Raw genomic sequence first — 22,593 nt, forward strand, 5'->3', positions numbered from 1 at the left:
CGTCTAAATAAAAATGAAGTATCTTTCATACTCTTTTCATCAACATGATTTTTTAAACGTAATTGTGATGAAATCGGACAAGTTAGGAGAAGAATAATAATAATAGCGAGGAGAAATACATACGATGGAAGGATGAAAAGCATGTTTAATAAAATATTTCTTATCGTAGCGCTTATAGGTGTACCACTTTCTGTACTTGGGAAAACACTTCATTGGCCTCAAACAATTATGTTCGCTGTGTATTGTATTACGATTATCGCATTAGCGGGTTTTATGGGAAGAGCGACAGAAAGTTTGGCAATTGTCTCTGGACCTAGAATAGGCGGATTATTAAATGCTACTTTCGGTAATGCTGTTGAACTAATTATTTCAATTTTTGCACTTCAAGCTGGGTTAATTGAAGTAGTGTTAGCTTCTTTAACGGGTTCTGTACTTGGAAATTTATTATTAGTAGGAGGACTATCCTTCTTTATAGGTGGACTTAAATATAAAAGGCAAAGCTTTAACGTTTACGATGCAAGGCATAATTCAGCTTTATTAATATTTGCTGTTGTAGTAGCTTTTGTTATTCCAGAGATTTTTTCAATGAAGATGGACGCTGGAAAGACGTATCAATTAAGTATCGGTGTTTCTATCATTATGATTATTATGTACCTTGCTGCACTGCTATTTAAGCTCGTTACGCATCGCGGTGTATATCAACATAAAACGGATGAAGTAGCTCATGAGGAAGAACCAGAGTGGTCGAAAGGTAAAGCGCTACTCATTTTAGCAATAGCGACAATTGCGGTAGCTTATGTGTCAGAGGCGCTCGTGCATACATTTGAGACAGTTGCCAAATCATTTGGTTGGTCAGAATTATTTATAGGGGTTATTATCGTTGCAATTGTTGGAAATGCAGCGGAACATGCATCTGCAATTATTATGGCTTATAAAAATAAAGTAAATATTGCAGTTGAGATTGCAATAGGTTCTACATTACAAATCGCCATGTTTGTTGCACCTGTATTAGTACTTCTGTCTATGTTCTTCACGCAAAGGATGCCTTTAGTATTTACAATACCAGAACTTGTTTCTATGATTACAGCTGTTTTCTTAACGATTGCGATTTCAAATGATGGAGATACAAACTGGTTTGAAGGCGGTACTTTATTAGCAGCGTATGTCATTATGGGAATTGGTTTTTATTTATTATGAAAAATAGGCATAACAATTGTGCCCAGAGAAAACAATAAACAAAGTAGTATATATACCTTTACATAGGAAGGAGCCAGACAGGTGAAACGAGTATACAGCATATGTCTTTCAACTATGGTCTCGTTTATTCTATTATTTCCTAACATGAGTTTTGCAAAGACAACGGTAGGAACAAAAATGCCTTCATCTGTTTTAAATATTTCCAAAGACAATACGTTTCCAAATGATGCGCAAGATTTGCCGCGTTTACTGCCGAGTAAGTTTGCTCAAGAACTATTGAAAACAGCAAATATTAAAATTGAAAATCCGGACTTAATTCGAATGTTTAATGAAACGACAATTTCGAATGCGCCGCTTGCGGTAGGGTACCGAGCGAAGATTTATTTAGGTCAATGGGCATTAAATTATGAATCGGTTGATACATCGATTAATTGGGAATATAAACAAGTAAATCGCAATGTGTATGATAATCGCGGAGGAGATCGTCTATATCCGCTACGCTATAAGCAAGAAACGCAAAAGACGATTGAAGGTGATTTGACAGCAGATATGAAAAATACTGCGGATGTGAAAAAAATGATGCTTCTCAAAGCACTTGAAAAAGTACAATTGCCGCTTTCATTTAAAACGACCATTGGTTATGGTACTGGACATGAGCGTGTGTATAATATTAGTCCGAGTCAACTTGGATATTTATACGCTTATACACCAGCAGTAAATGAAAAAGGAAAAGTAACATTTGGAGAAGTGTATCTTGTGTTAAAGGGAAATCAAAAAAGGCTTGTTGTGAAAAATATTACCTCTCAAGGAATTGGAGCGGCAATTCCAATTCATGATCATTTATTCTTTAAATTCATTTCCTCTTCTCACTCGCAATAACATGAAAAAACGTCAGCTTATAAGCTGACGTTTTTTTATAATGTAATGTTTGCTGTTTTTGATAAGAAATCTTCTGTCGGATAGTAGCTGTTTTTTACAAGAACATTTGGTCCAAGGCATTTTACTGCAGGACAGTGACAGCTTAATGATTTTGCTGTTTTTGAGGCACTCCATTTGTCATATGCTTCTTGTAGTGTGTTTGTTTGTACGTTACCTAGAAGGGGAACGTCACCGAAATCAGTTACGATAATATTACCATCAAAAATGTTTACATTTAAGCGTGAACGGCCATCTGGATCGTTACGAACTGTTACATTTTTGCTCTCTTGTAATTTTTTAAATGTGGCAATGTCTCGCTCGTCATCGCTACAAGCATAGAAAGGTAAAGTCCCAAATAACATCCATACATTTTCATCGCGAATATCTAGTAAATGCTCAATTGCATCACGAATTTCAGCTTTTGTTAAAATTTCTAAATTGCTCGCGAAGTCGCTTGGATACATCGGGTGAACCTCATGACGTTTACAGCCCATTTCTTCGACAATTTGACGGTGAATATGTTCCATATGTGGAAGAGTTCTTTTGTTTAACATCGTTTCGGCTGATACGAGTACACCTGCATCTGATAGAGCTTTACTATTTGTAATCATTCGTTCAAATAATTTCGCACGTTGTTCATACGTAGGTTTACGCTCCATCATTGCAAATCCGCCTTCAACGAAGTCATCAATTGTTCCCCAGTTATGAGATATATGCAATACGTCTAAATAAGGAATAATTTGTTCGTAACGTGCTAAATCTATAGTTAAGTTTGAGTTGATTTGAGTGCGAACGCCTCGTTCATGGGCATATTTTAAGAGTGGTGTTACATAGTTGTCGACGGATTTCTTTGAAAGCATAGGTTCTCCGCCAGTAATACTTAAAGAACGTAAATGAGGAATCTCATCTAATCGTTTTAATAAAAGATCCATCGGAAGCGGATTCGGGTCTTTCGGCTGTAACGTGTAACCAACAGCGCAATGCTCACAGCGCATATTGCATAACGTCGTCGTTGTAAACTCAACATTTGTTAATAGTAGTTTGCCGTACTCTTCAAGGTCCATATACGCTTCCCATGGATCGTAAGAAGGAGTAATCGGCTTCATTTTTTGTGATATCGTCATATGAAATACTCCTTTGACTATTGAAATAACAATTTGTCCATTCTCTATAATAGAAGAATATGTGCTTTTTATAAAGTGAAACTTTTTTGTGAAAAAAGAGAGAGGGCTTACATTTGAATGGATTACTGTGACAAAATTGATGAAATTACATATCCACAGTAATCATTTTTGCGGTATAATAAAAGCAACTCGAATTAAAAGGAGAGTGCCTTCATGGGAAAAGCAATTCAAGATAAAGATACACAATTAGTATATTTAAAAGAACGTTTAAATATGTTCATTGAAGTAATTGATACAATTGAACCTGAAGAAGTAGAGTTAGAAGATGTAGATCGTCTTCTTGCGATGTTAGATGAATTAGAATTAAAATGTGAGCAATTTAAAAAAGACGAATAATATATTAAAAAGGCTGCCAACTCCAATTTGGTAGCCTTTTTCTGTGCGGATAATAGAAGGACGATAGAAAAAGAGGTATAATCAAGTTGTGAAAAATTTCATTTATGTTTTAATAGCGTGAAACAAATAAAAAGCTGAAGAGCATAACAATGAAATTTTCAGCTCATAACGTTTTGGTAGCGTTCACAATTGAGGGGGAAGTAACAATGGAAAAGCTTCAAGAAAGCATGTATCAACTAATTGTTGAAACGTCAACGAACTTACCGAAAGATGTTCGTCGTGCGATTCAACAAGCGAAAGAGCGAGAAAATGCAGGGACTCGTTCTGCGATGGCACTTGGCACAATTACGAATAATATTAAAATGGCTGATGATAACATCTCGCCAATTTGCCAAGATACAGGGATGCCAACGTTTAAAATTTATACACCAGTTGGTGTGAATCAATTAAAGTTGAAGGAAGCTATCTATAATGCGCTTGAGCGGGCGACAAAAGATGGTAAGCTTCGTCCCAATTCTGTTGATTCTCTTTTTGGAGACAATAGTGGAAATAATTTAGGACCAGGTACACCGGTTATTAAGTTTGAACAATGGGAAAAAGATTATATTGATGCACGTTTAATTCTAAAGGGTGGTGGCTGTGAGAATAAAAATATTCAGTATAGCTTACCGTGTGAATTAGAAGGACTTGGACGAGCTGGCCGTGATTTAGAGGGGATTCGTAAATGCCTCCTTCATGCAGTATATCAAGCACAAGGTCAAGGGTGTAGTGCAGGTGTAATTGGTGTTGGTATCGGGGGAGACCGCACATCAGGTTACGAATTAGCAAAAAATCAATTATTCCGTACATTAGATGATGTCAATCCAGTCCCAGAGTTACAAAAACTTGAAGAGTACGTATTAGAAAATGCGAATAAGCTTGGAATTGGTACGATGGGATTTGGCGGAGAAACAACTTTACTTGGCTGTAAAATTGGCGTGTATAACCGTCTGCCAGCTAGCTTCTACGTATCTGTTGCGTATAATTGCTGGGCATATCGCCGCCTTGGCGTAACAATCCACCCTGAAACAGGTGAAATTATGGATTGGTTATATCAAGAAGGTGACGATACACTGGAGCAAGATGCACAAGAAAAAACAGAGCAACGTGAGATTGTATTACAAGCGCCAATTACAGAAGAGCAAATCCGTGAACTTCGCGTTGGTGATGTTGTAACAATTAATGGCATGATGTATACAGGTCGTGACGCAATCCATAAGCATTTAATGGATAATGATTGTCCAGTAGATTTAAATGGACAAATTATTTATCACTGTGGCCCAGTTGTCGTGAAAGATGAAAATGACAATTGGCAAATTAAAGCGGCAGGTCCAACGACAAGTATTCGTGAAGAACCATATCAAGGCGATATTATGAAAAAATTCGGTATTCGCGCTGTCATTGGAAAAGGCGGTATGGGTGCGAAAACATTAGCGGCTTTAGATGAGCATGGTGGTGTATATTTAAATGCAATCGGTGGTGCAGCGCAATATTATGCTGAATGTATTAAAGAAGTGAAAGATGTTGATTTCTTACAATTCGGTATTCCAGAGGCAATGTGGCATTTACGTATAGATGGATTTAAAGCAGTTGTAACGATGGATTCTCATGGTAATAGCTTACATGCAGATGTTGATAAAACATCACTTGAAAAATTAGCGAGCTTTAAAGAGCCGGTATTTAAGTAAATAAAAATGCATCTCGAATCATTCGAGATGCATTTTTTTGGTATATATAGAAAAACATGTTCAGCATGAAAGAATGCGCGTCAACAGAAACTACAAGTACGATTATATATGGAAAGGAGACTATTTATGAAATATAAATGGTTATATATCGGTCTCATTTTTTCAATTATGATGGCGCTTGTTCCAGTTTCAACATTAGCTTATACAAATACTCCACATAACTGGGGAATCCCACGTCCTAAAAATGAAACAGTACCAGATGCAGGAAAGTTATATACAGATTTACTACAAAAAAATGGTGGGTTTTATTTAGGGGATACAAAGAAAAAAGATATTTATTTAACATTCGATAATGGGTATGAGAATGGATACACAGGGAAAATCTTAGACGTATTAAAAGAGAAAAAAGTACCGGCAACTTTCTTTGTAACGGGTCATTATATTAAAACACAAAAAGATTTGTTATTAAGAATGAAGGATGAAGGACATATTATTGGAAACCATTCGTGGAGTCATCCAGATTTTACAACGGTAAATGATGCGAAACTTCGTGAAGAATTAACGAGTGTAACAGAAGAGATTAAAAAAGTAACTGGGCAAAAAGAAGTGAAATATGTACGCCCTCCGCGAGGTGTGTTTAGCGAAAGAACGTTGGCTCTTACGAAAGAAATGGGCTATTATAATGTATTTTGGTCACTTGCATTTTTGGATTGGAAAGTGGACGAGCAAAGAGGATGGCAATATGCGCATAATAATGTAATGACGATGATCCATCCAGGCTCTGTTTTATTACTTCATGCAATCTCGAAAGATAATGCAGAAGCACTTGCGAAAATCATTGATGATTTGCGCGAGAAAGGGTATCATTTTAAAAGTCTAGATGACTTAGTAAAAAGCAATCAACCGTAAGCATGTATGCTTGCGGTTTTCTCATGCTATAATGATGTGTAAAAAGGATGGGGAAACGTATGTGGAGCGAACATGTTACGTTAGAGTATCCGTATCATTTTGAAGAAGTATTAAAACGTTTATCTTTTGATCCTCTTCACGTCATTCAATTAGATGAGAAAGTCATTTATGTCCCGCTTTGTATAGAAGAGGAACAGATTGTTGTTCGCTTACAAGGGATCGGTACTGTTCAAAATCCACAGTTTTGGATTTCTAGTCAGACAGGAGATCCGGAGAAAGTCATGAAACGAATGAGAGCCATTTTTCATTGGAATGAACCGTTTCAAGATATACAAAACCATTTTTTAAACACATCATTACGCCCACTGTTTGAAACATATGCTTATACTCCAATTATTTTAGAATTTGATTATTTTGCTTGTCTTCTTCGCTGTATCATTCATCAACAAATAAATTTGAAATTTGCTACTGTGTTAACAGAACAGTTTGTGAAACGATATGGAACAGAGAAGAACGGTGTATTCTTTTTCCCCACTCCAGAAATAGTAGCAAATATTTCAATAGAGGAATTGAGAGAGCAGAAGTTTAGTCAGCGAAAGGCTGAATATATAGTAGGATTAGGTCGAAGTATTGTCAGCGGTACATTAGATTTAGCGAGTATAGAAACCAGGGCGGAAGAAGAGGTTTCAGCACAATTGTTACCAATTAGGGGGATTGGTACATGGACAGTGCAAAACTTTTTAATGTTTGGGCTTGGACGGAAAAATATGTTTCCGAAAGCGGACATTGGGATTCAGCGTGCAGTGCAAGGTGTATTTCAATTAGATGATAAACCTGATGATGCATTTTTAGAAAAAGTGAAACAAGAGTGTGAACCATACTGCAGTTATGCAGCGTTATATTTATGGAAAAGTATAGAGTAGAGGTGTAATAATGATACAAAAGCAACATGAGAGTAAGTTGGAAGTTGGTCAAACGTTTCCTGTGACAATTAAACGTCTTGGGATTAACGGAGAAGGCGTTGGTTATTTTAAGAGACAAGTTGTTTTCATTCCAGGAGCATTACCAGGAGAAGAAGTTGTTGCTGAAACAACGAAAATTCAGCGTGGCTTCGCTGAAGCGAAAGTGAAAAAAGTTCGTAAAGCTTCACCACATCGTGTGAAAGCACCATGTCCGGTATATGAAGAGTGTGGCGGTTGTCAGCTGCAACATTTAGATTATAAAGAACAATTAAATCAAAAGCGTGATATCGTTGTACAAGCATTTGAGAAGTATATGAACAACAATTTGGAAGAGAAAATTCGTCCAACACTTGGTATGGAAAATCCATGGCATTATCGTAATAAGAGTCAATTACAAGTGGGACGTAAAGACGAAAAGGTTATTACAGGGCTGTATAAGCAAAACTCACATCAGTTAATCGATATTGCTCATTGTATGATTCAACATAAAGCAACGAATGAAGCGACAAAAGTTGTAAGACGTATATTAGAAAAATTAAATGTTTCTATTTACAATGAGAAAAAACAAAAAGGTTTAGTACGCACAATTGTGACACGTACTGCAGTTCAAACAGGGGAAGTACAAGTTACGCTTATTACAACAAAAGAAGAATTACCAAATAAAGATCAATTTATCGCAGAAGTACAAAAACAGATGCCAGCTGTTAAATCAATTATGCAAAACGTAAACTGGCGTAAAACATCTGTTATTTTCGGCGATAAAACATTTAAATTAGCTGGAAAAGAAGTAATTCAAGAAACACTAGGTGATTTATCATTTGAATTATCAGCACGTGCATTCTTCCAGTTAAATCCAGAACAAACAGTTGTTTTATACGATGAAGCGAAAAAAGCAGCTGCTTTAACAGGCGATGAGAAAATTGTAGATGCGTATTGTGGTGTTGGTACAATCGGTCTTTGGCTTGCAAATGATGCAGCGGAAGTACGTGGTATGGATGTAATTCCAGAAGCGATTGAAGATGCAAGAAAAAATGCGAAGCGTCACGGATTTACAAATACGAAATATGAAGCAGGTAAAGCCGAACAATGGTTACCGAAATGGGTAAAAGAAGGATGGCGTCCAGATGTAATTGTTGTCGATCCACCTCGTACAGGTTGCGATGATAAATTACTGGAAACAATTTTAAAAGTGAAACCAAAACAAGTTGTTTACGTATCTTGTAATCCTTCTTCATTAGCACGTGATGTACAAGCATTAATGAAGAGTTATGAAGTGGAATATGTACAACCAGTGGATATGTTCCCGCATACAGCTCATGTAGAAAATGTAGTGAAGCTTGTTAGAAAGTAAAGTTTATTCATATTCCCTCACGATATGAGGGAATATTTTCTATGAAGGAGAGTAAAATGAATAATTATAAATTAACGATTCAGTACGATGGTGCACGTTTTAAAGGCTGGCAACGTCTCGGTAATAACGATAATACAATTCAAGGGAAAATCGAAAGTGTTATATCTGAAATGGTCGGAAAAGAAATTGAAATTATCGGTTGTAGTAGAACAGACGCTGGTGTACATGCTTTGAATCAAGTTGCTAACTTTCAAAGTGATGAGAAGTTAGTGGAACATAAAGTGAAAAAATATTTAAATCAATATTTACCTAATGATATTAGCATTACGAATGTAGAAGAAGTTCAAGATCGCTTCCATGCTCGTTACAACTCTAAAGCAAAAACGTATCTTTATAAGATTTGGAATGAAGAGCATACAAATCCATTTATGCGTAAATACAGCATGCATGTGAATAAAAAATTAAATGTGAAAAGCATGAAAGAAGCTGCGAAACATTTAGTTGGTTCACATGACTTTACCGCTTTTTCAAATGCGAAATCAAAGAAAAAGTCTATGGTGCGAGAAGTATATACACTTGATGTGATGGAAGAGGCGGGATTTGTACAAATTAGAGTAAGTGGTAACGGATTCCTTCATAACATGGTACGAAAAATTGTTGGAGCATTAATTGAAGTTGGATTAGGACAATTAGATGCAGAAGCAATTCCACAAATTTTAGAGGCTAAACAACGTAATCAAATTAATTGCCTTGCTGATGCGAGTGGTTTGTATTTGGAGAATGTGGAGTTTTAATAATCAGTAAAAAATCGAGCTGTGTAGGCTCGATTTTTTTATGTTTTGGTGTTAAGAAGATTTCTCTTTCTTCATACGTATCTTTAAATTCCAAAAAGCAGCCAGCATAATAGCTGCAAAAGAGCCGCTAATTGTTGCTAGTAGCTTTGCATAAGGATAGGCATTCATATCAATGAGTAGCATCATACATAGAAGGACAGGGAAGAAGGCTAAGTATTGTAATAACTTTAATTTTTTATCATTACTCATATATATCGTTCCTTTCTAGTATGTTATATGTTTATTATAGCATATTTTTCCAAATAATGATTTGTACTTGGAAGCGGATTCATCCTACATTTGATTAAAGTTTCATTTCATATGTGTAAATGAAGTTTTTTAATCCGATATTGTAAGTTTTGCCTACTTAATCCCAAAAACTTTGCAGCTTGTGAAATATTACCGTGGTACTCTTTCAGAATTTGATTGATGTAGTTCTTTTCCATTGCCTCTATTGTGTGCTTTAACGTTTTAGGTGCATCAGCATCGTTATTAGTCAGGGAAGGTTGCATATTGAATTCTTTTTTTATTTGTTCGCGAAAGCGAGTGGGAAGATGAAACGCTGTAATGATATTTTCATCTTCAACTAAATTCATTGAACCTTCAATGATATGTTCCAATTCTCGTACGTTTCCAGGCCAATCATATGCATACAAGAATTCTCTTACATGTACATCTAGATCTGTTACGCCGAGTCCAAATTGAATGTTGTACTTTTCGATAAAGTGCTGAACAAGAGCTGGAATATCTTCTTTTCGTTCACGTAAAGGCGGGAGACATAAAGTAACGACGCTTAATCGGTAATATAAGTCTTCCCGTAATCGATTGTGTGCAATAGCTTCAAGAGGGTCTTCATTAATAGTTGCTATAATACGAACATCAATTTCTTTTTCTTGTGTGCCTCCGATTCTTCGTATTGTTTTTTCTTGTATAGCTCGCAGTAACTTCGCTTGAAGTGCTGGACTTAATGAGTTGATCTCATCTAATAACAAAGTTCCTCCGTTTGCTTCTTCAAATAAACCAGCTTTATCGAGGGCTCCTGTAAATGCACCTCGGTTCGTACCAAATAATAAGCTTTCCATGAGTGTATCAGGTATAGCGGCACAATTTTGTGAAATAAATGGTTTTGTTGAACGCTGACTTTCATTATGAATACTTTGTGCGAATAGTTCCTTTCCGGTACCTGTTTCTCCTACGAGAAGTATGGATGAGGATGTACGAATTACTCTCTTAGCTTCTGTAATGACGGATTGAATAGCGCTAGAATCACCGATAATGTGATCAAAGGTAAACTTATTATTTGGTTTTCGAGAAAGGTTCGTTTTCATTGTTTGTTTGGAGTGGCTAATCTCTGTTGAAATTTCAATAGCGCCTTTAATTTTTCCGTTTTCTATTATAGGGAAAGTATTGTTAATCGTCGTAATTTCTTGCCCTTTATTGTTAAAATACGTTTGTTTTATATTTTTGTTTGTTTTTCCTAATTTTAATGCTTCTATAAGAGTACTATTTTTATTTTCTTCAAATGCGAATACTTCTAAAGGACTTTTATATAGCACATCTGAGCGCTCCATTGATTCAATTTCCATCATTTTGCGGTTATAGATAATCGTTTTACTTTCCTCATTAATAATATGAATCCCGATATCGAGTTCATTGAGTAAAGTTTCATATAGCATATTCATTTCAATGATTTGTTTAAAATTAATGTCTTCTGTACGCATAGATTATCTTCTCCTCATTTCACCCTATGAAGACTGACTTTTTATAATTTTATTAAAATTCTTATAAAATCGCAAAAATTTTTTGCTATTTTCTTTTTAAAACTTCTTGAATGATAGAAAAATTTTGCGGTTATGAAGATTTTTTTGTGAGAAACCTTTATTTTAAACAGGAATTGGAGATTGGTACGCATTTTGCATAAATAATAGTTGAAATCTTTAAAGGAGGGATATGCAACGTTTCAGTACCAATTAATAAGAAGGAGGAATTTATAAAGTGAAGACGGTTATAGAAGGCGTGTATAGTCCTTGTTACGGGAAAGTAGAGAAGTTATTTGTTATGGAAAGTTCTTACGTATACGAGTGGGAAAAATTAGCGTTAATTGAAACAATAGATAAACAGAAAGTAGAAATTAAGGTAGGAATCAGTGGGTATATCGAATCATTAGAAGTAGTAGAAGGACAAGCCATCGCTAATCAAAAGTTATTAATAACAGTGAGGGATGATCTTTTAATAACAGGTAGTGATTAATACTATGCATTTTGCTCTTTTCAATAATTATTCTTATTATGAACAATTTTAAAAACGCTTACATGAAATGGGTTTCCAAAGTGAAAAGGGGGGATTTATATGATGGATCAAAACCAAGGGTTAAAAAGAGAATTGAAAAGCAGGCACATATTTATGATTGCACTTGGAGGAGTTATTGGTACCGGTCTTTTTTTAGGATCTGGGTATACAATTCATGAAGCTGGGCCTGGAGGAGCGATTGTAGCGTATCTTGTTGGAGGATTTGTTATGTATTTAACGATGCTCTGTCTTGGAGAGTTAGCTGTTGCGATGCCTGACGCAGGATCTTATCAAACGTATGCTACAAAGCACATTTCCCCTGCAGCGGGTTATGTAGTGGGATGGATGTCGTGGTTAAACTGGTCTGCTACGATAGGTATTGAACTGATTGCAGTTAGTATTTTAATGAAACGATGGTTTCCTGATGTACCGTCATGGATTTGGTGTGTAGCGTTTGCGGTGCTTCTCTTTGCTATAAATGCATTATCTTCAAGAAGTTTTGCAGAAGTTGAATTTTGGTTTGCAAGTATTAAAGTCATTACAATCATTGCATTTATTATTTTGGGCGGGGCAGCAATGTTTGGTTTTCTAGATATGAAAGGAAATGAACCAGCACCGATGTTCTCTAGCTTTACTGATTATGGTGGGTTGTTTCCAAATGGATTATCAGCCATTTTAATTACGATGATTGCAGTTAATTTTTCCTTCCAAGGAACGGAACTAGTTGGTATTGCAGCTGGAGAGAGTGAAAATCCAGAAAAAACAATCCCGAAGGCAATTAATAATACAGTTTGGCGTATACTTGTGTTCTTTGTATTATCTATTTTTATTCTTGCGGGACTATTCCCTTGGCAGCAAGCGGGAGTGATAGAAAGTCCATTCGTAGTTGTATTTGATAAAATTGGTATTCCTTATGCAGCTGATATTATAAATTTTGTTATTATTACAGCGGTTTTATCCGTTGCGAATTCAGGATTATATGCAACTTCTCGTATGCTATGGTCTATGTCTAATCAAGGAATGATTAGTCCGATTTTTGGTAAGTTATCTAAAAATGGTGTTCCTATTTATGCATTGATTGTAAGTACTATTGTAGGTTGTCTTTCATTACTATCAGGTATTTATGCGGAAGATACAGTTTATTTATGGCTACTTTCTATTGCCGGATTTGGGGCGATATTAGTTTGGGCATCTATTGCTCTATCTAACTTATTAGCTAGAAGGGCGTATATTAAGCAGGGCGGGGATGTGAAGGACTTGAAATTTAAAACACCCCTATATCCATTCGTACCACTGCTTGCGTTAGTATTAAATGTAACGGTAATCGTAGCTATGGCCTTTATCCCAGAGCAAAGAATGGCGTTATATTGTGGAATTCCATTTATGATTGTTTGCTTACTGTTTTACCGTGCGACCAAAAATAAGGGAAGCAAAATAGAACATGTTGAAAAAGTAAATACAACAGAAGCAGAAAGTTTATAAATATATTAGAAACTTATGCTGAAAAAAGAGACTGTAAAATTGTAAACAGTCTCTTTTTTTGTGACAATAAAGCTGGAAACATACTATGTATGCAAAGGGGAATTAGCGATGAATCAAGAAGTTTCACAGCTATTAGAACAGATTGATCTACGAAAGAATGATCTACTAGAGCTTACAAAGAATTTAATCCGTTTTGAAACACCAGCACCGCCGGCGAGAAACACAAATGAGGCACAAGAATTTGTTGCGGATTTTCTAAGAAAACGAAATTTTAATGTTGATAAATGGGATGTATATCCGAATGACCCGAACGTTGTTGGGGTGAAAAAAGGAATAGAAAGTGACACACATAAAAGTCTTATTATTAACGGACATATGGATGTAGCTGAAGTGTCAGCAGATGAGGCGTGGGAGACTCATCCGTTTGATCCGTTTATAAAAGATGGTTGGCTAGTTGGACGTGGTGCGGCAGATATGAAAGGTGGACTGGCTGGAGCGCTATTTGCTATTCAGATTTTACAAGAAGCAGGCATTGAATTACCTGGAGATTTAATCTTTCAATCAGTAATTGGGGAAGAAGTTGGAGAGGCAGGTACACTTCAATGCTGCAAAAGAGGTTATGATGCTGATTTTGCAGTCGTAGTGGATACGAGTGATTTACATATGCAAGGACAGGGCGGCGTAATTACTGGATGGATTACTGTGAAAAGCCCCCAGACGTTTCATGATGCAACACGCAGGCAAATGATTCATGCTGGAGGACGTTTATTCGGAGCGAGTGCGATTGAAAAAATGATGAAAATCGTGCAAAGTTTACAAGAATTAGAGCGTCATTGGGCAGTGATGAAAACATATGAAGGTTATCCATCTGGAACAACAACAATTAACCCAGCTGTTATTGAAGGCGGACGGCATGCAGCGTTTATTGCGGACGAGTGCCGGTTATGGATAACAGTGCACTTTTATCCGAATGAAACACATGAACAAATCGTACAAGAAATTGAAGCGTATATTGGGAAAGTAGCGGCTGCCGACCCATGGTTAAGTGAAAATCCACCACAATTTAAGTGGGGTGGAGAATCAATGATTGTGGATCGTGGCGAAATTTTCCCTTCTTTAGAAGTAGATAGTGAACATGCAGCAGTAAAAACTCTTTGCTCAGTACATGAATCAATTCTATCTAAACATGCAATTTTAGATATGTCTGCAACGGTAACGGATGGTGGTTGGTTTAGTGAATTTCATATTCCGGCTGTTATTTACGGACCAGGTACATTAGAAGAAGCGCATTCAATAAATGAGAAAGTTGAAGTAGAACAGTTAATTGAATTTACAAAAGTAATAACAGCATTTATATATGAATGGTGTCATACAAAAAAATAGATTAGTATGTTGAAATCGTACAGGTATGTATACTTGTACGATTTTTTAGTGAACTATTTCAGAGTTGAACAGAAACAACTGAAATAGTTCTTTGTTTTTCTATGTCTTTCGTTTTAGTTCGATTAATTTCTCTTTCGCTAATTCAACAGCAATTGCATCATCTAAATAGCCAATTGGAAAGAGATAATCGGGGATAATGTCTGTTGATAAAATGAAATACAATAATGCGCCTCCGAGAACCGCACGTTCCTCATTTGAAGTAGTCTCATTGCAAAATTGTTGATACATATCCGTTAATTGTTCAATAAAAGGGCCAGCGCTATCGATTTGTTCTAATTTACTTGCAAAACTTTCATGAATACGTTTTTCACCTTCTGTTGTTTGAGCATAGCGTTCATAGTTTTCAAGTTCTTGTTTTACGCGTGTTGTTGTATAGTCAAAATCGAATAAGTTAGAGGATTGCAGCGTTTGCTGAATGGTATCAAGAGATGTGTACATATCCGTCTTTTCTTTATTTATGTGAGGAGAATCAGGATACATTTCATCAAATAACAATTGAGGTGGAACTTGCAAACATTCTGCAAATTTTTGTAGATGTTTTTGTTTTGGCGGTTGTTTACCATTCATAATTCTTGAGATTGTTGCGGGATCAATATTTGTATGCATTCCTAATTGGCGCATGGATAAGGCACGTTCTTTTAAAAGTTTTTTTATTAATATACTAAGCCGCTCATTTGGATTTTCTTTAGGCATAGTGAAGGCACTCCTTTTTTATTGTTGAAAAAATGTTGAGCATTTATTACATGTATATGAAACAGACAGGCACAGTTGCTCAACATTTTCATAAGATGCATGGAAAAGTGAGAAAAAGGGGTGGCTGTTTATGAGTACGGCAGGTCTATTTTCAATTTTTTTAATCGGGATCGCTTCTAATTTAGATAATGCAGGTGTTGGGATTGCATATGGCATTCGTAAAATTCGAATTTCGTGGTTTAATAATTTTATCATTGCATTTTTTGGATTTTTATTTACTTTATTAGCTGGATTTTTTGGGAACTGGATCGCATTATTTATTTCAGAGTTTACGGCAAATTTGATTGGGGCCATTGTTTTAGGAATAATTGGAGTGTTTATTTTATGTCAGCCTTTCTTGAGTAAAAAAGAGACCGTAGACTCTAAAGATGATAGTGTACTTATGGAAATTTTACGGGATCCAGAAAAAGCAGATTTTGATGGATCTAAAACAATTAGTTTTTCTGAAGCAATTGTGTTAGGCGTTGCATTGTCTATTAATAATATCGCAGGTGGATTTGATGCTGGGGTAACAAATTTGAATCTGTGGCTTACAGCAACTATTTCTGGGGTGTTTAGTTTTATTTGTATTAGTGGTTTTGCGTATGTAGGAAAACGATTTTTAGCAGCATACTTAGGGAAATGGGCTACTGTTATTGCGGGCGTGCTATTAATTCTTATTGGAATAGATCAGTTATTGTAACATACAATGTTCGAGCATTTCCTCGGAAATACTCGAATGAATGGCATATATCGACATCGAATGTGCAATTACCGAAACGTTACTGTTTATATAAATATGAAAGCACCTACATAGGTGCTTTTTTAACGTATATCTTCAATTAATTGTTCCGATTCTTCATGCATACTGTATTCACTTAACACTTGAATGCAAAGCCACTTTAATTCTTCGATAGTATGTTCAAGTTCTTCAGGAAGCACATGATGAATGTCTTCAAGTCCCATTCCGAAATGAATGAGTTCAAGTACTTGATCATCGATGTTCCGATCCATTAGTAGTTCAAGCACTTCTAAATTGAATATGTATCGGTGAGCTTCATCGAGTGAAACAACTTTTAACTTCAAGCTTTCTACAATACTCAATATAAAAAGAAGAATTGTTTTTTCAAGAACAGGCTGTTTTTCCATTTGAAATATTAGTTTCATCTTTCACACCTCCACATATAGCGCTAGGTTGTACTATATTATTCAGGAGGGGGGAGCAAATATGCATGATATAGAGAAACTTTCAGTACGGTTTTTGTAAGGGGATGGATAGCTGATAAAGTTGAGGATTTTATGAAATAAAAAAATCCTGCTAGTATAGCAGGATAACTCTGAATTAAAAAATGCTCCAACCTTCTTGAGCAGAAAGAAGTTCAAGAATTTTAAAACCAGCGATACTATTTCCGTTTGCATCTAAAGCCGGTCCGAAAATACCAATTCCCATTTCTCCTTTTACGCAGCCGAAGATGCCACCAGCTACACCACTTTTTGCTGGAATACCAACACGAATTGCAAATTCACCAGACTCGTTATACATACCACATGTAACCATAAATGTTTTACAGATTTTTGTAATATGTTTAGGGATAATTTGTTTTTTCTTATATGGATCATATCCATCCATCGCAAAAATTAAGCCGATACGTGCTAAATCGATACAGTTTACTTCCACTGCACATTGACGAGTGTATAAATCCATAAGTTCTTCGATGTCACAATCGATAATTCCGTTTTGTTTCATATAGTAACAAAGTGAACGGTTTAAGTAAGCTGTCTCTAATTCTGAAGTGGCAACTTTAGAAGAATAATTAATAGTAGGATTATCCGTTATTTCACGTACAAAATGAAGGATGCGCTCCATTTTTTCTTCATTATCTTTTCCTGTTAACATACTTGTAATAGCTAGTGCTCCTGCATTAATCATTGGATTAAGCGGCTTAGAAGGACTTGTCGTTTCTAACTTAATAATAGAATTAAATGGATCACCAGTCGGTTCCATTCCAACTTTAGAAAATACATATTCTTCACCACGATCTAAAAGGGCAAGTGCAAGTGTAATTACTTTTGAAATACTTTGAAGAGTAAATAGTGTTTGTGAGTTGCCAGCATGGATGTATTCTGTTTCTTTATGGAAAATGGCAATCCCTAAATCATCTGGATTTGCATTTCCTAGTTCGGGGATATAAGTAGCAAGATTTCCTTTTTTCGTATATGGTTTTACTTGTTCTAACAACTGTTGTAAGTTGTTTGTTTCAATGCACTGCATAGTACCAACGCTCCTATTTCGAATTAACTAAGTTTACTTTTCCCGATATGCTCGGAAATAAATAATAACATGAAAAAGTGGAATGATAAAACGAAAGTTACATGTTATATCGTTCGTCTTTCGTTTGAGTATTCTGTATTAAAAAAGGAGAATTTTCCTTTTATATAACAGTTTGGAAATAGGAGATTTATCCATAAAAAATTCAAAAATAAAAACTACACATCTATACAACTATATGTTATTATGGTTATGTAAATAGAAAGCGTTTTCTAAGGCGTACTTATAATGATAACGATTTCATAAATTTGATAGGGGGAATTAAAATGTTGCAGTTTCTACAACGTATTGGTAAAGCATTAATGCTTCCAATCGCCGTACTACCAGCAGCAGGATTATTGCTTCGTTTAGGGCAACCAGATGTATTTGATATTCCTGTTATGGCACAGGCCGGTGCAGCAGTTTTTGATAATTTAGCACTTATTTTTGCAATTGGTATTGCAATCGGTCTTTCAGTTGATGGTAGTGGTGCAGCAGGTCTTGCAGGTGCAATTGGTTATCTAGTTATGAAAAACAGTATTGATGCACTTAGTAAGGGATATTCTACTGTAGAATTACAAGATAAATTAGGCAAAGTCCAAGATTTAATAGGTAATAGCGCTAATGTAGATCCATCTAAGCTTGCAGATACAATGACACAAGTATCTAAGGCAGCCGAATTATCGACTAAAGTGGATATGAAAGTTTTAGGTGGTATTCTTGTCGGTGTTATAGCAGGACTTCTTTATAATAAATTCCATAAGATTAAACTTCCAGAATGGTTAGGGTTCTTTGCTGGAAAACGTTTCGTTCCGATTGTTACATCGGTTGTGATGCTACTATTAGGAATTCTATTCGCACAAATTTGGCCAGCAATTCAAAATGCTATCGATGCATTAGCTCATGGAATTGTTAATTTAGGGGCAGTTGGCTCAGGGCTATTTGGTTTATTAAACCGTCTATTAATTCCAATTGGTTTGCACCATGTAATGAACACATACTTCTGGTTCGTACTTGGTGACTTTACAAATGCAGCAGGTAATGTTGTAAATGGTGATATTGCTCGCTTCCTTGCAGGAGATAAAACAGCGGGTATGTTTATGACTGGTTTCTTCCCAGTTATGATGTTCGGTTTACCAGCAGCATGTTTCGCAATGATTGCGGCTGCTAAACCAGAAAAACGTAAAATGGTTACAGGTATGTTAGGTGGTCTAGCATTAACTTCATTCTTAACTGGTATTACAGAACCAATTGAATTCTCATTCATGTTCTTATCACCAGTATTATATGGAATTCATGCTGTATTAACAGGTCTGTCTCTATTCATTACAACAACTCTTGGCATTCATGATGGTTTCACATTTAGTGCCGGTGCAATCGATTATTTCTTAAACTTCGGTATTGCAACAAAACCAGTATTACTAGCAGGAGTCGGTTTAATTTACGCAGTAATTTACTTCGTTGTATTCTACTTCTTAATTAAGAAGTTCGATTTAAAAACTCCTGGTCGTGAAGATGAAGAGGAACTAGCTGAAGGTGAAGAAGCTCCAGTTGCAGGTTCAATTGGTGAAACTTACGTAGCAGCTTTAGGTGGAAAAGAAAACTTAACAGTTATTGATAACTGTGCAACACGTTTACGTTTACAAGTGAAAGATGCTGGTCAAGTAAATGAAGCAGCATTAAAACGTGCTGGTGCAAAAGGTGTTATGAAATTAAGTAACACGAGTGTCCAAGTTATCGTAGGTACAAATGTTGAATCTGTTGCCGATGATATGAAAAAACACGTATAAATAATTAGATAAGAGGATATCCAAAAAGATTGATAACATCAGTTTTTTAGAGGATATCCTCTTTTTTTATGTTAAAAATTTAACGGGAATCTTACTTTTGTAAATTTTCTTTTTCTTTTTTGTACATATAGGTTGGTAATATGTACCGTGCGTGATAAAGTAGGGATGACGTCGAATGGAATGTCAAAAATCTATGAAAAAGATCTGGAATGAATCTTGTGTAGTGGAATTAAATTATCGGTAAATAAGGGGAAAAAAGCAATTATGGATCAGGAAAAAAATAATGCGAATGGGAAAGCACGTCAGCCGATTGTATACATAAAAAGAACAATCATTCTCGTCTTACTATTTTCAGTTGTATATTTCATGTATACAAAAATTGTTGCGGATAATAAGAAAGAAGAAACTTTAAAAGCAGCAGCAGAAATGAAGAAACAAGAAGAGCTAAAAAAGAAAGAAGAAAAAAAGAAGCAAGAAGCACAAAAACAAAAAGAGCAGGAAGAACAAGTGAAGCAAGTACAAGCTGTAGAAAAGCCTGCTGAGGGACCACCTCAAGAAATTAATGAAAACGCTCAATTAGATCAATATTTACAAAACACAGGATTTAGCGGGACAGCTGTTATTGTGAAGAATGGAAAAGTTCTTTTGAATAAAGGGTACGGCATGGCGAGCAAAGAGAAACAAGTACCGAACAATTCAGAGACAACTTTTTATATTGGTTCTATTTCAAAGGCATTTGTAGCGACTGCAATTATGCAATTAAAAGATCAACATAAATTAAACGTAGAGGATACGGTTGCAAAGTATATTCCAGATTTCCCTCAAGGTAATGGTATTCAGTTAAAACATTTACTAACACATACATCAGGAATTCCAGAGTATGAGCAGGGAACAGAGGATATTTCTCATGAAGAATTGATAAAACGAATAGGAAAGCAAAAGCGTATTGGGAGTCCAGGAGAGAAATGGAAATATTCCGATTCGAACTATTCTATACTCGCTTACATCGCTGAGAAGGTAAGTGGACAACCGTTAGAAGAATATATTAAACAACATATTTTTGCTACTGCTGGTATGAAACATTCTGGTTTCGGTAAAGCGTTAGAGCAAACAAGGTTCCCGTCGACAGGTTATAAAATAGTAAATAACAATATGACAACACCTAATATTCCAAGTATGTCACAACTATATGGTTGTGGTGATATATATACAAGTGCACATGATTTATATTTATTTAATGAAGCGCTCTTCTCTGGGAAGTTAATTTCAAAAGAAAGCTATGATCAAATGTTTACGGCTGTGAAAAAGGATTACGGATTTGGTTGGTATGTAGACCCGGGAAGTTATTCGAATCACGGTGTAATGCCAGGATGGAATTGTTTAAATGGATTTAGTAAAAACGGAAGTGTGTATGTCGTTTTATTATCTAACATTCAAAATAACATTAAATCGTTTGGTAAAGTGAATAACGATATTTATACGATGTTGCGAAATATTGAAGTGTAAGAGACTATCCTATTGGATAGTCTTTTTTATTGAGGAAGTGTAGGGGGCAATGAGATAATGAAATAAAGTGAAACTTTAATCAGTGGGGGTTTTCTTCATCCCCCACTGATTATTAGTTGAACCAATCGGGCTTTTACGGGCAGTTGATCCCCCACCTAACTTCTTTGCTTTCGCTGAATTTTGAAGTGGGGGTCTTACTGTCCGGCGAATAGCGGGATAAATGGAAAAGGGGGAGGGATATGAGTATACATAAGCATCACGCACGTAATGCGAAACGAATTTTTTGGGTATCTATCATTGTATGGATTATCGTTGCAATTGCATTGTTGATGGAATATAAAAAAGGGACGCTATTCACTTCGGAGAAAGAAAATCTGAAATTATTAGGTGTTGTACTACCGGCATTTGGATTATTAATATATAGCTTTATGGAAAAACGAAGATCAAAAATGCTTAAACAGGAAAATTATAATATAGAGACTTCTGAATTATTTGAGCAACAAAAATTTGTTGTTCGTAAAGAGGTAGGGATATTTCAAGTAATAACATATTTTGGATTAGACGGAAATACAGTAGGGTTTTTAAAAGAAGAGTATGATTTTGTTATTCAACGTGTATGGCAAGCTTTACTTTCTTTTCTTTTTAGGGGATTACATAAGCAACAACTTTATTTATATAATCACTCGGGAGAAAGATTGTTGCGTGTTCAAAAGAAGATGGGAGTACGCAACGCCTATATTTTTTCTAATATAGATGGAAAGAAAATTGGAGAGTTAAAACAAATACTAAGTTTAACAAAGTGGGAATGGATTTTTTTAGGGGTGGATGGTCAAGAATTTGGTAAAGTGACTGGGGACCTTTCAGCAACAATGCAGAAAATAGATTGGCGGGATGGAACACACATAGATGTGAAAGAAGACGGTATTCCGTTAGAAGCTGTTAAGTATTTTTCGGCAAGCGGAGGGTCTCTTGTTACAGCTTCTATAAGTGAACAGGCAGAATTACCACGAGCAGTTTATTACAGTGTCTCTGTGATAGTTACAATTAAAAATTAATATATATAAAGATAGATGGAATACCATCTATCTTTTTTGTGATTAGAACATATTGTTTTGTTAAAAAATGTATGTCTTACCTATCACAAAAAAGTCTGTTTTGTATACATTAAGATGTATGGATGTATTTTTATAATTTAAAATTAATAGGAGGAGAAGTGTATGTGTCTGTTCGGTAAGTATTGGAAAAAGTTATCGAGATTGTTTAATAGACAATTAGATTATTTTTTAGATAATAAGTTATTGCCTGCTGTGGAACGACTTTTATTTTCACAAAACTTCGCGAGATTTATTCAAAGAAACTCTAAGCAAGCTACGGAAGAATTTATTGAATCAAGTAGATTTCAATCTATTATTTGTAACATATTAAAAGAATGTAATACATCACCTTTTAAAGAAATTGCAGAGCAGTATTTGGGTAAAAACGTAGAAATTACGGTGACAGTTGGACAGTTAACGGGTGTAATTGTAGCAGTTGGTGATGATTTCTTAACATTGCAAGAAGGGATAGGAACAGAAATTTTATTACCATTTACAAGCATTATATCAATTAAAGAAGCGTAAGAAAGGA

The 22,593-nt window shown here is 35.5% G+C and carries 22 protein-coding genes; 16 read left to right on the forward strand and 6 right to left on the reverse strand.

Annotated features, from left to right (window positions below; genetic code table 11):
• The first annotated feature begins 141 nt into the window (after positions 1 to 141).
• Positions 142 to 1,197 (forward strand): calcium/proton exchanger, encoded by a 1,056-nt coding sequence (gene cax / locus KZZ19_RS02395; RefSeq protein ID WP_140392328.1) that lies wholly within the window; start codon positions 142 to 144, stop codon positions 1,195 to 1,197.
• Positions 1,198 to 1,278: 81 nt separating this feature from the next.
• On the forward strand, positions 1,279 to 2,076 hold the full coding sequence (locus KZZ19_RS02400; protein WP_237982183.1) for a YfkD famly protein: 798 nt from the start codon (positions 1,279 to 1,281) through the stop codon (positions 2,074 to 2,076).
• Positions 2,077 to 2,111: 35 nt separating this feature from the next.
• On the opposite strand, the gene yfkAB is transcribed toward KZZ19_RS02400, so the two are convergent.
• Positions 2,112 to 3,239, reverse strand: a complete 1,128-nt coding sequence (gene yfkAB / locus KZZ19_RS02405) for a radical SAM/CxCxxxxC motif protein YfkAB (RefSeq protein WP_088095021.1) — start codon at positions 3,237 to 3,239, stop codon at positions 2,112 to 2,114.
• Between the two features lie 213 nt (positions 3,240 to 3,452).
• Here yfkAB and KZZ19_RS02410 point away from each other — a divergent pair, with 213 nt between their 5' ends.
• The 6 genes from KZZ19_RS02410 to truA all read left to right on the forward strand — a co-directional run bounded on the left by KZZ19_RS02410 (position 3,453) and on the right by truA (position 9,378).
• Complete coding sequence (locus KZZ19_RS02410) at positions 3,453 to 3,635, forward strand: SE1561 family protein (RefSeq protein WP_000513558.1); 183 nt, start codon at positions 3,453 to 3,455, stop codon at positions 3,633 to 3,635.
• 206 nt (positions 3,636 to 3,841) lie between these two features.
• Entirely contained in the window at positions 3,842 to 5,362 is a 1,521-nt protein-coding gene (gene fumA / locus KZZ19_RS02415; protein ID WP_098344057.1) for a class I fumarate hydratase, read from the forward strand.
• 126 nt (positions 5,363 to 5,488) lie between these two features.
• Positions 5,489 to 6,271, forward strand: a complete 783-nt coding sequence (gene pdaA / locus KZZ19_RS02420) for a delta-lactam-biosynthetic de-N-acetylase (protein ID WP_061676720.1) — start codon at positions 5,489 to 5,491, stop codon at positions 6,269 to 6,271.
• Between the two features lie 59 nt (positions 6,272 to 6,330).
• A complete protein-coding gene (locus KZZ19_RS02425; RefSeq protein ID WP_088095023.1) occupies positions 6,331 to 7,194 on the forward strand; it encodes a DNA-3-methyladenine glycosylase family protein in 864 nt (287 codons plus the stop codon).
• 10 nt (positions 7,195 to 7,204) lie between these two features.
• The gene (gene rlmD, locus KZZ19_RS02430; protein ID WP_076542174.1) at positions 7,205 to 8,584 is read left to right on the forward strand and encodes a 23S rRNA (uracil(1939)-C(5))-methyltransferase RlmD; all 1,380 of its coding nucleotides are present in this window, start codon (positions 7,205 to 7,207) and stop codon (positions 8,582 to 8,584) included.
• Between the two features lie 56 nt (positions 8,585 to 8,640).
• Positions 8,641 to 9,378 carry a tRNA pseudouridine(38-40) synthase TruA gene (truA, locus tag KZZ19_RS02435; RefSeq protein ID WP_237982182.1) on the forward strand — a complete coding sequence of 246 codons (738 nt, stop codon included), beginning with the start codon at positions 8,641 to 8,643 and terminating at the stop codon, positions 9,376 to 9,378.
• A gap of 51 nt (positions 9,379 to 9,429) precedes the next feature.
• Here truA and KZZ19_RS02440 read toward each other — a convergent pair whose 3' ends face one another.
• Entirely contained in the window at positions 9,430 to 9,627 is a 198-nt protein-coding gene (locus KZZ19_RS02440; RefSeq protein ID WP_237982181.1) for a hypothetical protein, read from the reverse strand.
• A 107-nt stretch (positions 9,628 to 9,734) separates the two neighbouring features.
• Positions 9,735 to 11,138, reverse strand: a complete 1,404-nt coding sequence (locus tag KZZ19_RS02445; RefSeq protein WP_237982180.1) for a sigma-54 interaction domain-containing protein — start codon at positions 11,136 to 11,138, stop codon at positions 9,735 to 9,737.
• 274 nt (positions 11,139 to 11,412) lie between these two features.
• Between KZZ19_RS02445 and KZZ19_RS02450 the strand changes: the two genes are divergently transcribed.
• The 3 genes from KZZ19_RS02450 (at position 11,413) to KZZ19_RS02460 (ending at position 14,571) form a co-directional block, all read left to right on the forward strand.
• A complete protein-coding gene (locus KZZ19_RS02450) occupies positions 11,413 to 11,667 on the forward strand; it encodes a biotin/lipoyl-containing protein (RefSeq protein ID WP_237982179.1) in 255 nt (84 codons plus the stop codon).
• Between the two features lie 99 nt (positions 11,668 to 11,766).
• The gene (locus tag KZZ19_RS02455; RefSeq protein ID WP_237982178.1) at positions 11,767 to 13,188 is read left to right on the forward strand and encodes an amino acid permease; all 1,422 of its coding nucleotides are present in this window, start codon (positions 11,767 to 11,769) and stop codon (positions 13,186 to 13,188) included.
• Between the two features lie 108 nt (positions 13,189 to 13,296).
• Complete coding sequence (locus tag KZZ19_RS02460) at positions 13,297 to 14,571, forward strand: acetylornithine deacetylase (RefSeq protein ID WP_237982177.1); 1,275 nt, start codon at positions 13,297 to 13,299, stop codon at positions 14,569 to 14,571.
• A 99-nt stretch (positions 14,572 to 14,670) separates the two neighbouring features.
• On the opposite strand, the gene KZZ19_RS02465 is transcribed toward KZZ19_RS02460, so the two are convergent.
• Positions 14,671 to 15,324 (reverse strand): DUF1232 domain-containing protein, encoded by a 654-nt coding sequence (locus tag KZZ19_RS02465; protein WP_088095030.1) that lies wholly within the window; start codon positions 15,322 to 15,324, stop codon positions 14,671 to 14,673.
• Positions 15,325 to 15,454: 130 nt separating this feature from the next.
• Here KZZ19_RS02465 and ytaF point away from each other — a divergent pair, with 130 nt between their 5' ends.
• Positions 15,455 to 16,066, forward strand: a complete 612-nt coding sequence (gene ytaF / locus KZZ19_RS02470) for a sporulation membrane protein YtaF (RefSeq protein WP_088095031.1) — start codon at positions 15,455 to 15,457, stop codon at positions 16,064 to 16,066.
• A 122-nt stretch (positions 16,067 to 16,188) separates the two neighbouring features.
• Here ytaF and KZZ19_RS02475 read toward each other — a convergent pair whose 3' ends face one another.
• Positions 16,189 to 16,530 (reverse strand): DUF3969 family protein, encoded by a 342-nt coding sequence (locus KZZ19_RS02475; RefSeq protein WP_000766602.1) that lies wholly within the window; start codon positions 16,528 to 16,530, stop codon positions 16,189 to 16,191.
• Between the two features lie 175 nt (positions 16,531 to 16,705).
• The gene (gene glsA, locus KZZ19_RS02480; RefSeq protein ID WP_063263184.1) at positions 16,706 to 17,635 is read right to left on the reverse strand and encodes a glutaminase A; all 930 of its coding nucleotides are present in this window, start codon (positions 17,633 to 17,635) and stop codon (positions 16,706 to 16,708) included.
• A 323-nt stretch (positions 17,636 to 17,958) separates the two neighbouring features.
• Here glsA and nagE point away from each other — a divergent pair, with 323 nt between their 5' ends.
• The 4 genes from nagE to KZZ19_RS02505 all read left to right on the forward strand — a co-directional run bounded on the left by nagE (position 17,959) and on the right by KZZ19_RS02505 (position 22,586).
• A complete protein-coding gene (gene nagE, locus KZZ19_RS02490; RefSeq protein ID WP_088095034.1) occupies positions 17,959 to 19,461 on the forward strand; it encodes an N-acetylglucosamine-specific PTS transporter subunit IIBC in 1,503 nt (500 codons plus the stop codon).
• A 264-nt stretch (positions 19,462 to 19,725) separates the two neighbouring features.
• Positions 19,726 to 20,967: a serine hydrolase domain-containing protein gene (locus KZZ19_RS02495; protein ID WP_237982176.1), complete on the forward strand. Its 1,242-nt coding sequence runs from the start codon at positions 19,726 to 19,728 to the stop codon at positions 20,965 to 20,967.
• A gap of 239 nt (positions 20,968 to 21,206) precedes the next feature.
• Complete coding sequence (locus KZZ19_RS02500) at positions 21,207 to 22,022, forward strand: sugar ABC transporter ATP-binding protein (protein ID WP_237982175.1); 816 nt, start codon at positions 21,207 to 21,209, stop codon at positions 22,020 to 22,022.
• A 162-nt stretch (positions 22,023 to 22,184) separates the two neighbouring features.
• Positions 22,185 to 22,586 (forward strand): hypothetical protein, encoded by a 402-nt coding sequence (locus KZZ19_RS02505; RefSeq protein ID WP_000335519.1) that lies wholly within the window; start codon positions 22,185 to 22,187, stop codon positions 22,584 to 22,586.
• Positions 22,587 to 22,593: the final 7 nt, after the last annotated feature.

The sequence above is a fragment of the Bacillus thuringiensis genome (assembly GCF_022095615.2).
Taxonomy (GTDB): Bacteria; Bacillota; Bacilli; order Bacillales; family Bacillaceae_G; genus Bacillus_A; species Bacillus_A cereus_AG.

What these genes read in the sequence shown, in the direction of transcription:
- cax (WP_140392328.1), top strand. Translation starts at nt 142, where the DNA reads ATGTTTAATAAAATATTTCTTATCGTAGCGCTTATAGGTGTACCACTT.
- yfkAB (WP_088095021.1), bottom strand. Translation starts at nt 3,239, where the DNA reads ATGACGATATCACAAAAAATGAAGCCGATTACTCCTTCTTACGATCCA.
- KZZ19_RS02410 (WP_000513558.1), top strand. Translation starts at nt 3,453, where the DNA reads ATGGGAAAAGCAATTCAAGATAAAGATACACAATTAGTATATTTAAAA.
- fumA (WP_098344057.1), top strand. Translation starts at nt 3,842, where the DNA reads ATGGAAAAGCTTCAAGAAAGCATGTATCAACTAATTGTTGAAACGTCA.
- pdaA (WP_061676720.1), top strand. Translation starts at nt 5,489, where the DNA reads ATGAAATATAAATGGTTATATATCGGTCTCATTTTTTCAATTATGATG.
- KZZ19_RS02425 (WP_088095023.1), top strand. Translation starts at nt 6,331, where the DNA reads ATGTGGAGCGAACATGTTACGTTAGAGTATCCGTATCATTTTGAAGAA.
- rlmD (WP_076542174.1), top strand. Translation starts at nt 7,205, where the DNA reads ATGATACAAAAGCAACATGAGAGTAAGTTGGAAGTTGGTCAAACGTTT.
- truA (WP_237982182.1), top strand. Translation starts at nt 8,641, where the DNA reads ATGAATAATTATAAATTAACGATTCAGTACGATGGTGCACGTTTTAAA.
- KZZ19_RS02440 (WP_237982181.1), bottom strand. Translation starts at nt 9,627, where the DNA reads ATGAGTAATGATAAAAAATTAAAGTTATTACAATACTTAGCCTTCTTC.
- KZZ19_RS02445 (WP_237982180.1), bottom strand. Translation starts at nt 11,138, where the DNA reads ATGCGTACAGAAGACATTAATTTTAAACAAATCATTGAAATGAATATG.
- KZZ19_RS02455 (WP_237982178.1), top strand. Translation starts at nt 11,767, where the DNA reads ATGATGGATCAAAACCAAGGGTTAAAAAGAGAATTGAAAAGCAGGCAC.
- KZZ19_RS02460 (WP_237982177.1), top strand. Translation starts at nt 13,297, where the DNA reads ATGAATCAAGAAGTTTCACAGCTATTAGAACAGATTGATCTACGAAAG.
- KZZ19_RS02465 (WP_088095030.1), bottom strand. Translation starts at nt 15,324, where the DNA reads ATGCCTAAAGAAAATCCAAATGAGCGGCTTAGTATATTAATAAAAAAA.
- ytaF (WP_088095031.1), top strand. Translation starts at nt 15,455, where the DNA reads ATGAGTACGGCAGGTCTATTTTCAATTTTTTTAATCGGGATCGCTTCT.
- KZZ19_RS02475 (WP_000766602.1), bottom strand. Translation starts at nt 16,530, where the DNA reads ATGAAACTAATATTTCAAATGGAAAAACAGCCTGTTCTTGAAAAAACA.
- glsA (WP_063263184.1), bottom strand. Translation starts at nt 17,635, where the DNA reads ATGCAGTGCATTGAAACAAACAACTTACAACAGTTGTTAGAACAAGTA.
- nagE (WP_088095034.1), top strand. Translation starts at nt 17,959, where the DNA reads ATGTTGCAGTTTCTACAACGTATTGGTAAAGCATTAATGCTTCCAATC.
- KZZ19_RS02495 (WP_237982176.1), top strand. Translation starts at nt 19,726, where the DNA reads ATGGATCAGGAAAAAAATAATGCGAATGGGAAAGCACGTCAGCCGATT.
- KZZ19_RS02500 (WP_237982175.1), top strand. Translation starts at nt 21,207, where the DNA reads ATGAGTATACATAAGCATCACGCACGTAATGCGAAACGAATTTTTTGG.
- KZZ19_RS02505 (WP_000335519.1), top strand. Translation starts at nt 22,185, where the DNA reads ATGTGTCTGTTCGGTAAGTATTGGAAAAAGTTATCGAGATTGTTTAAT.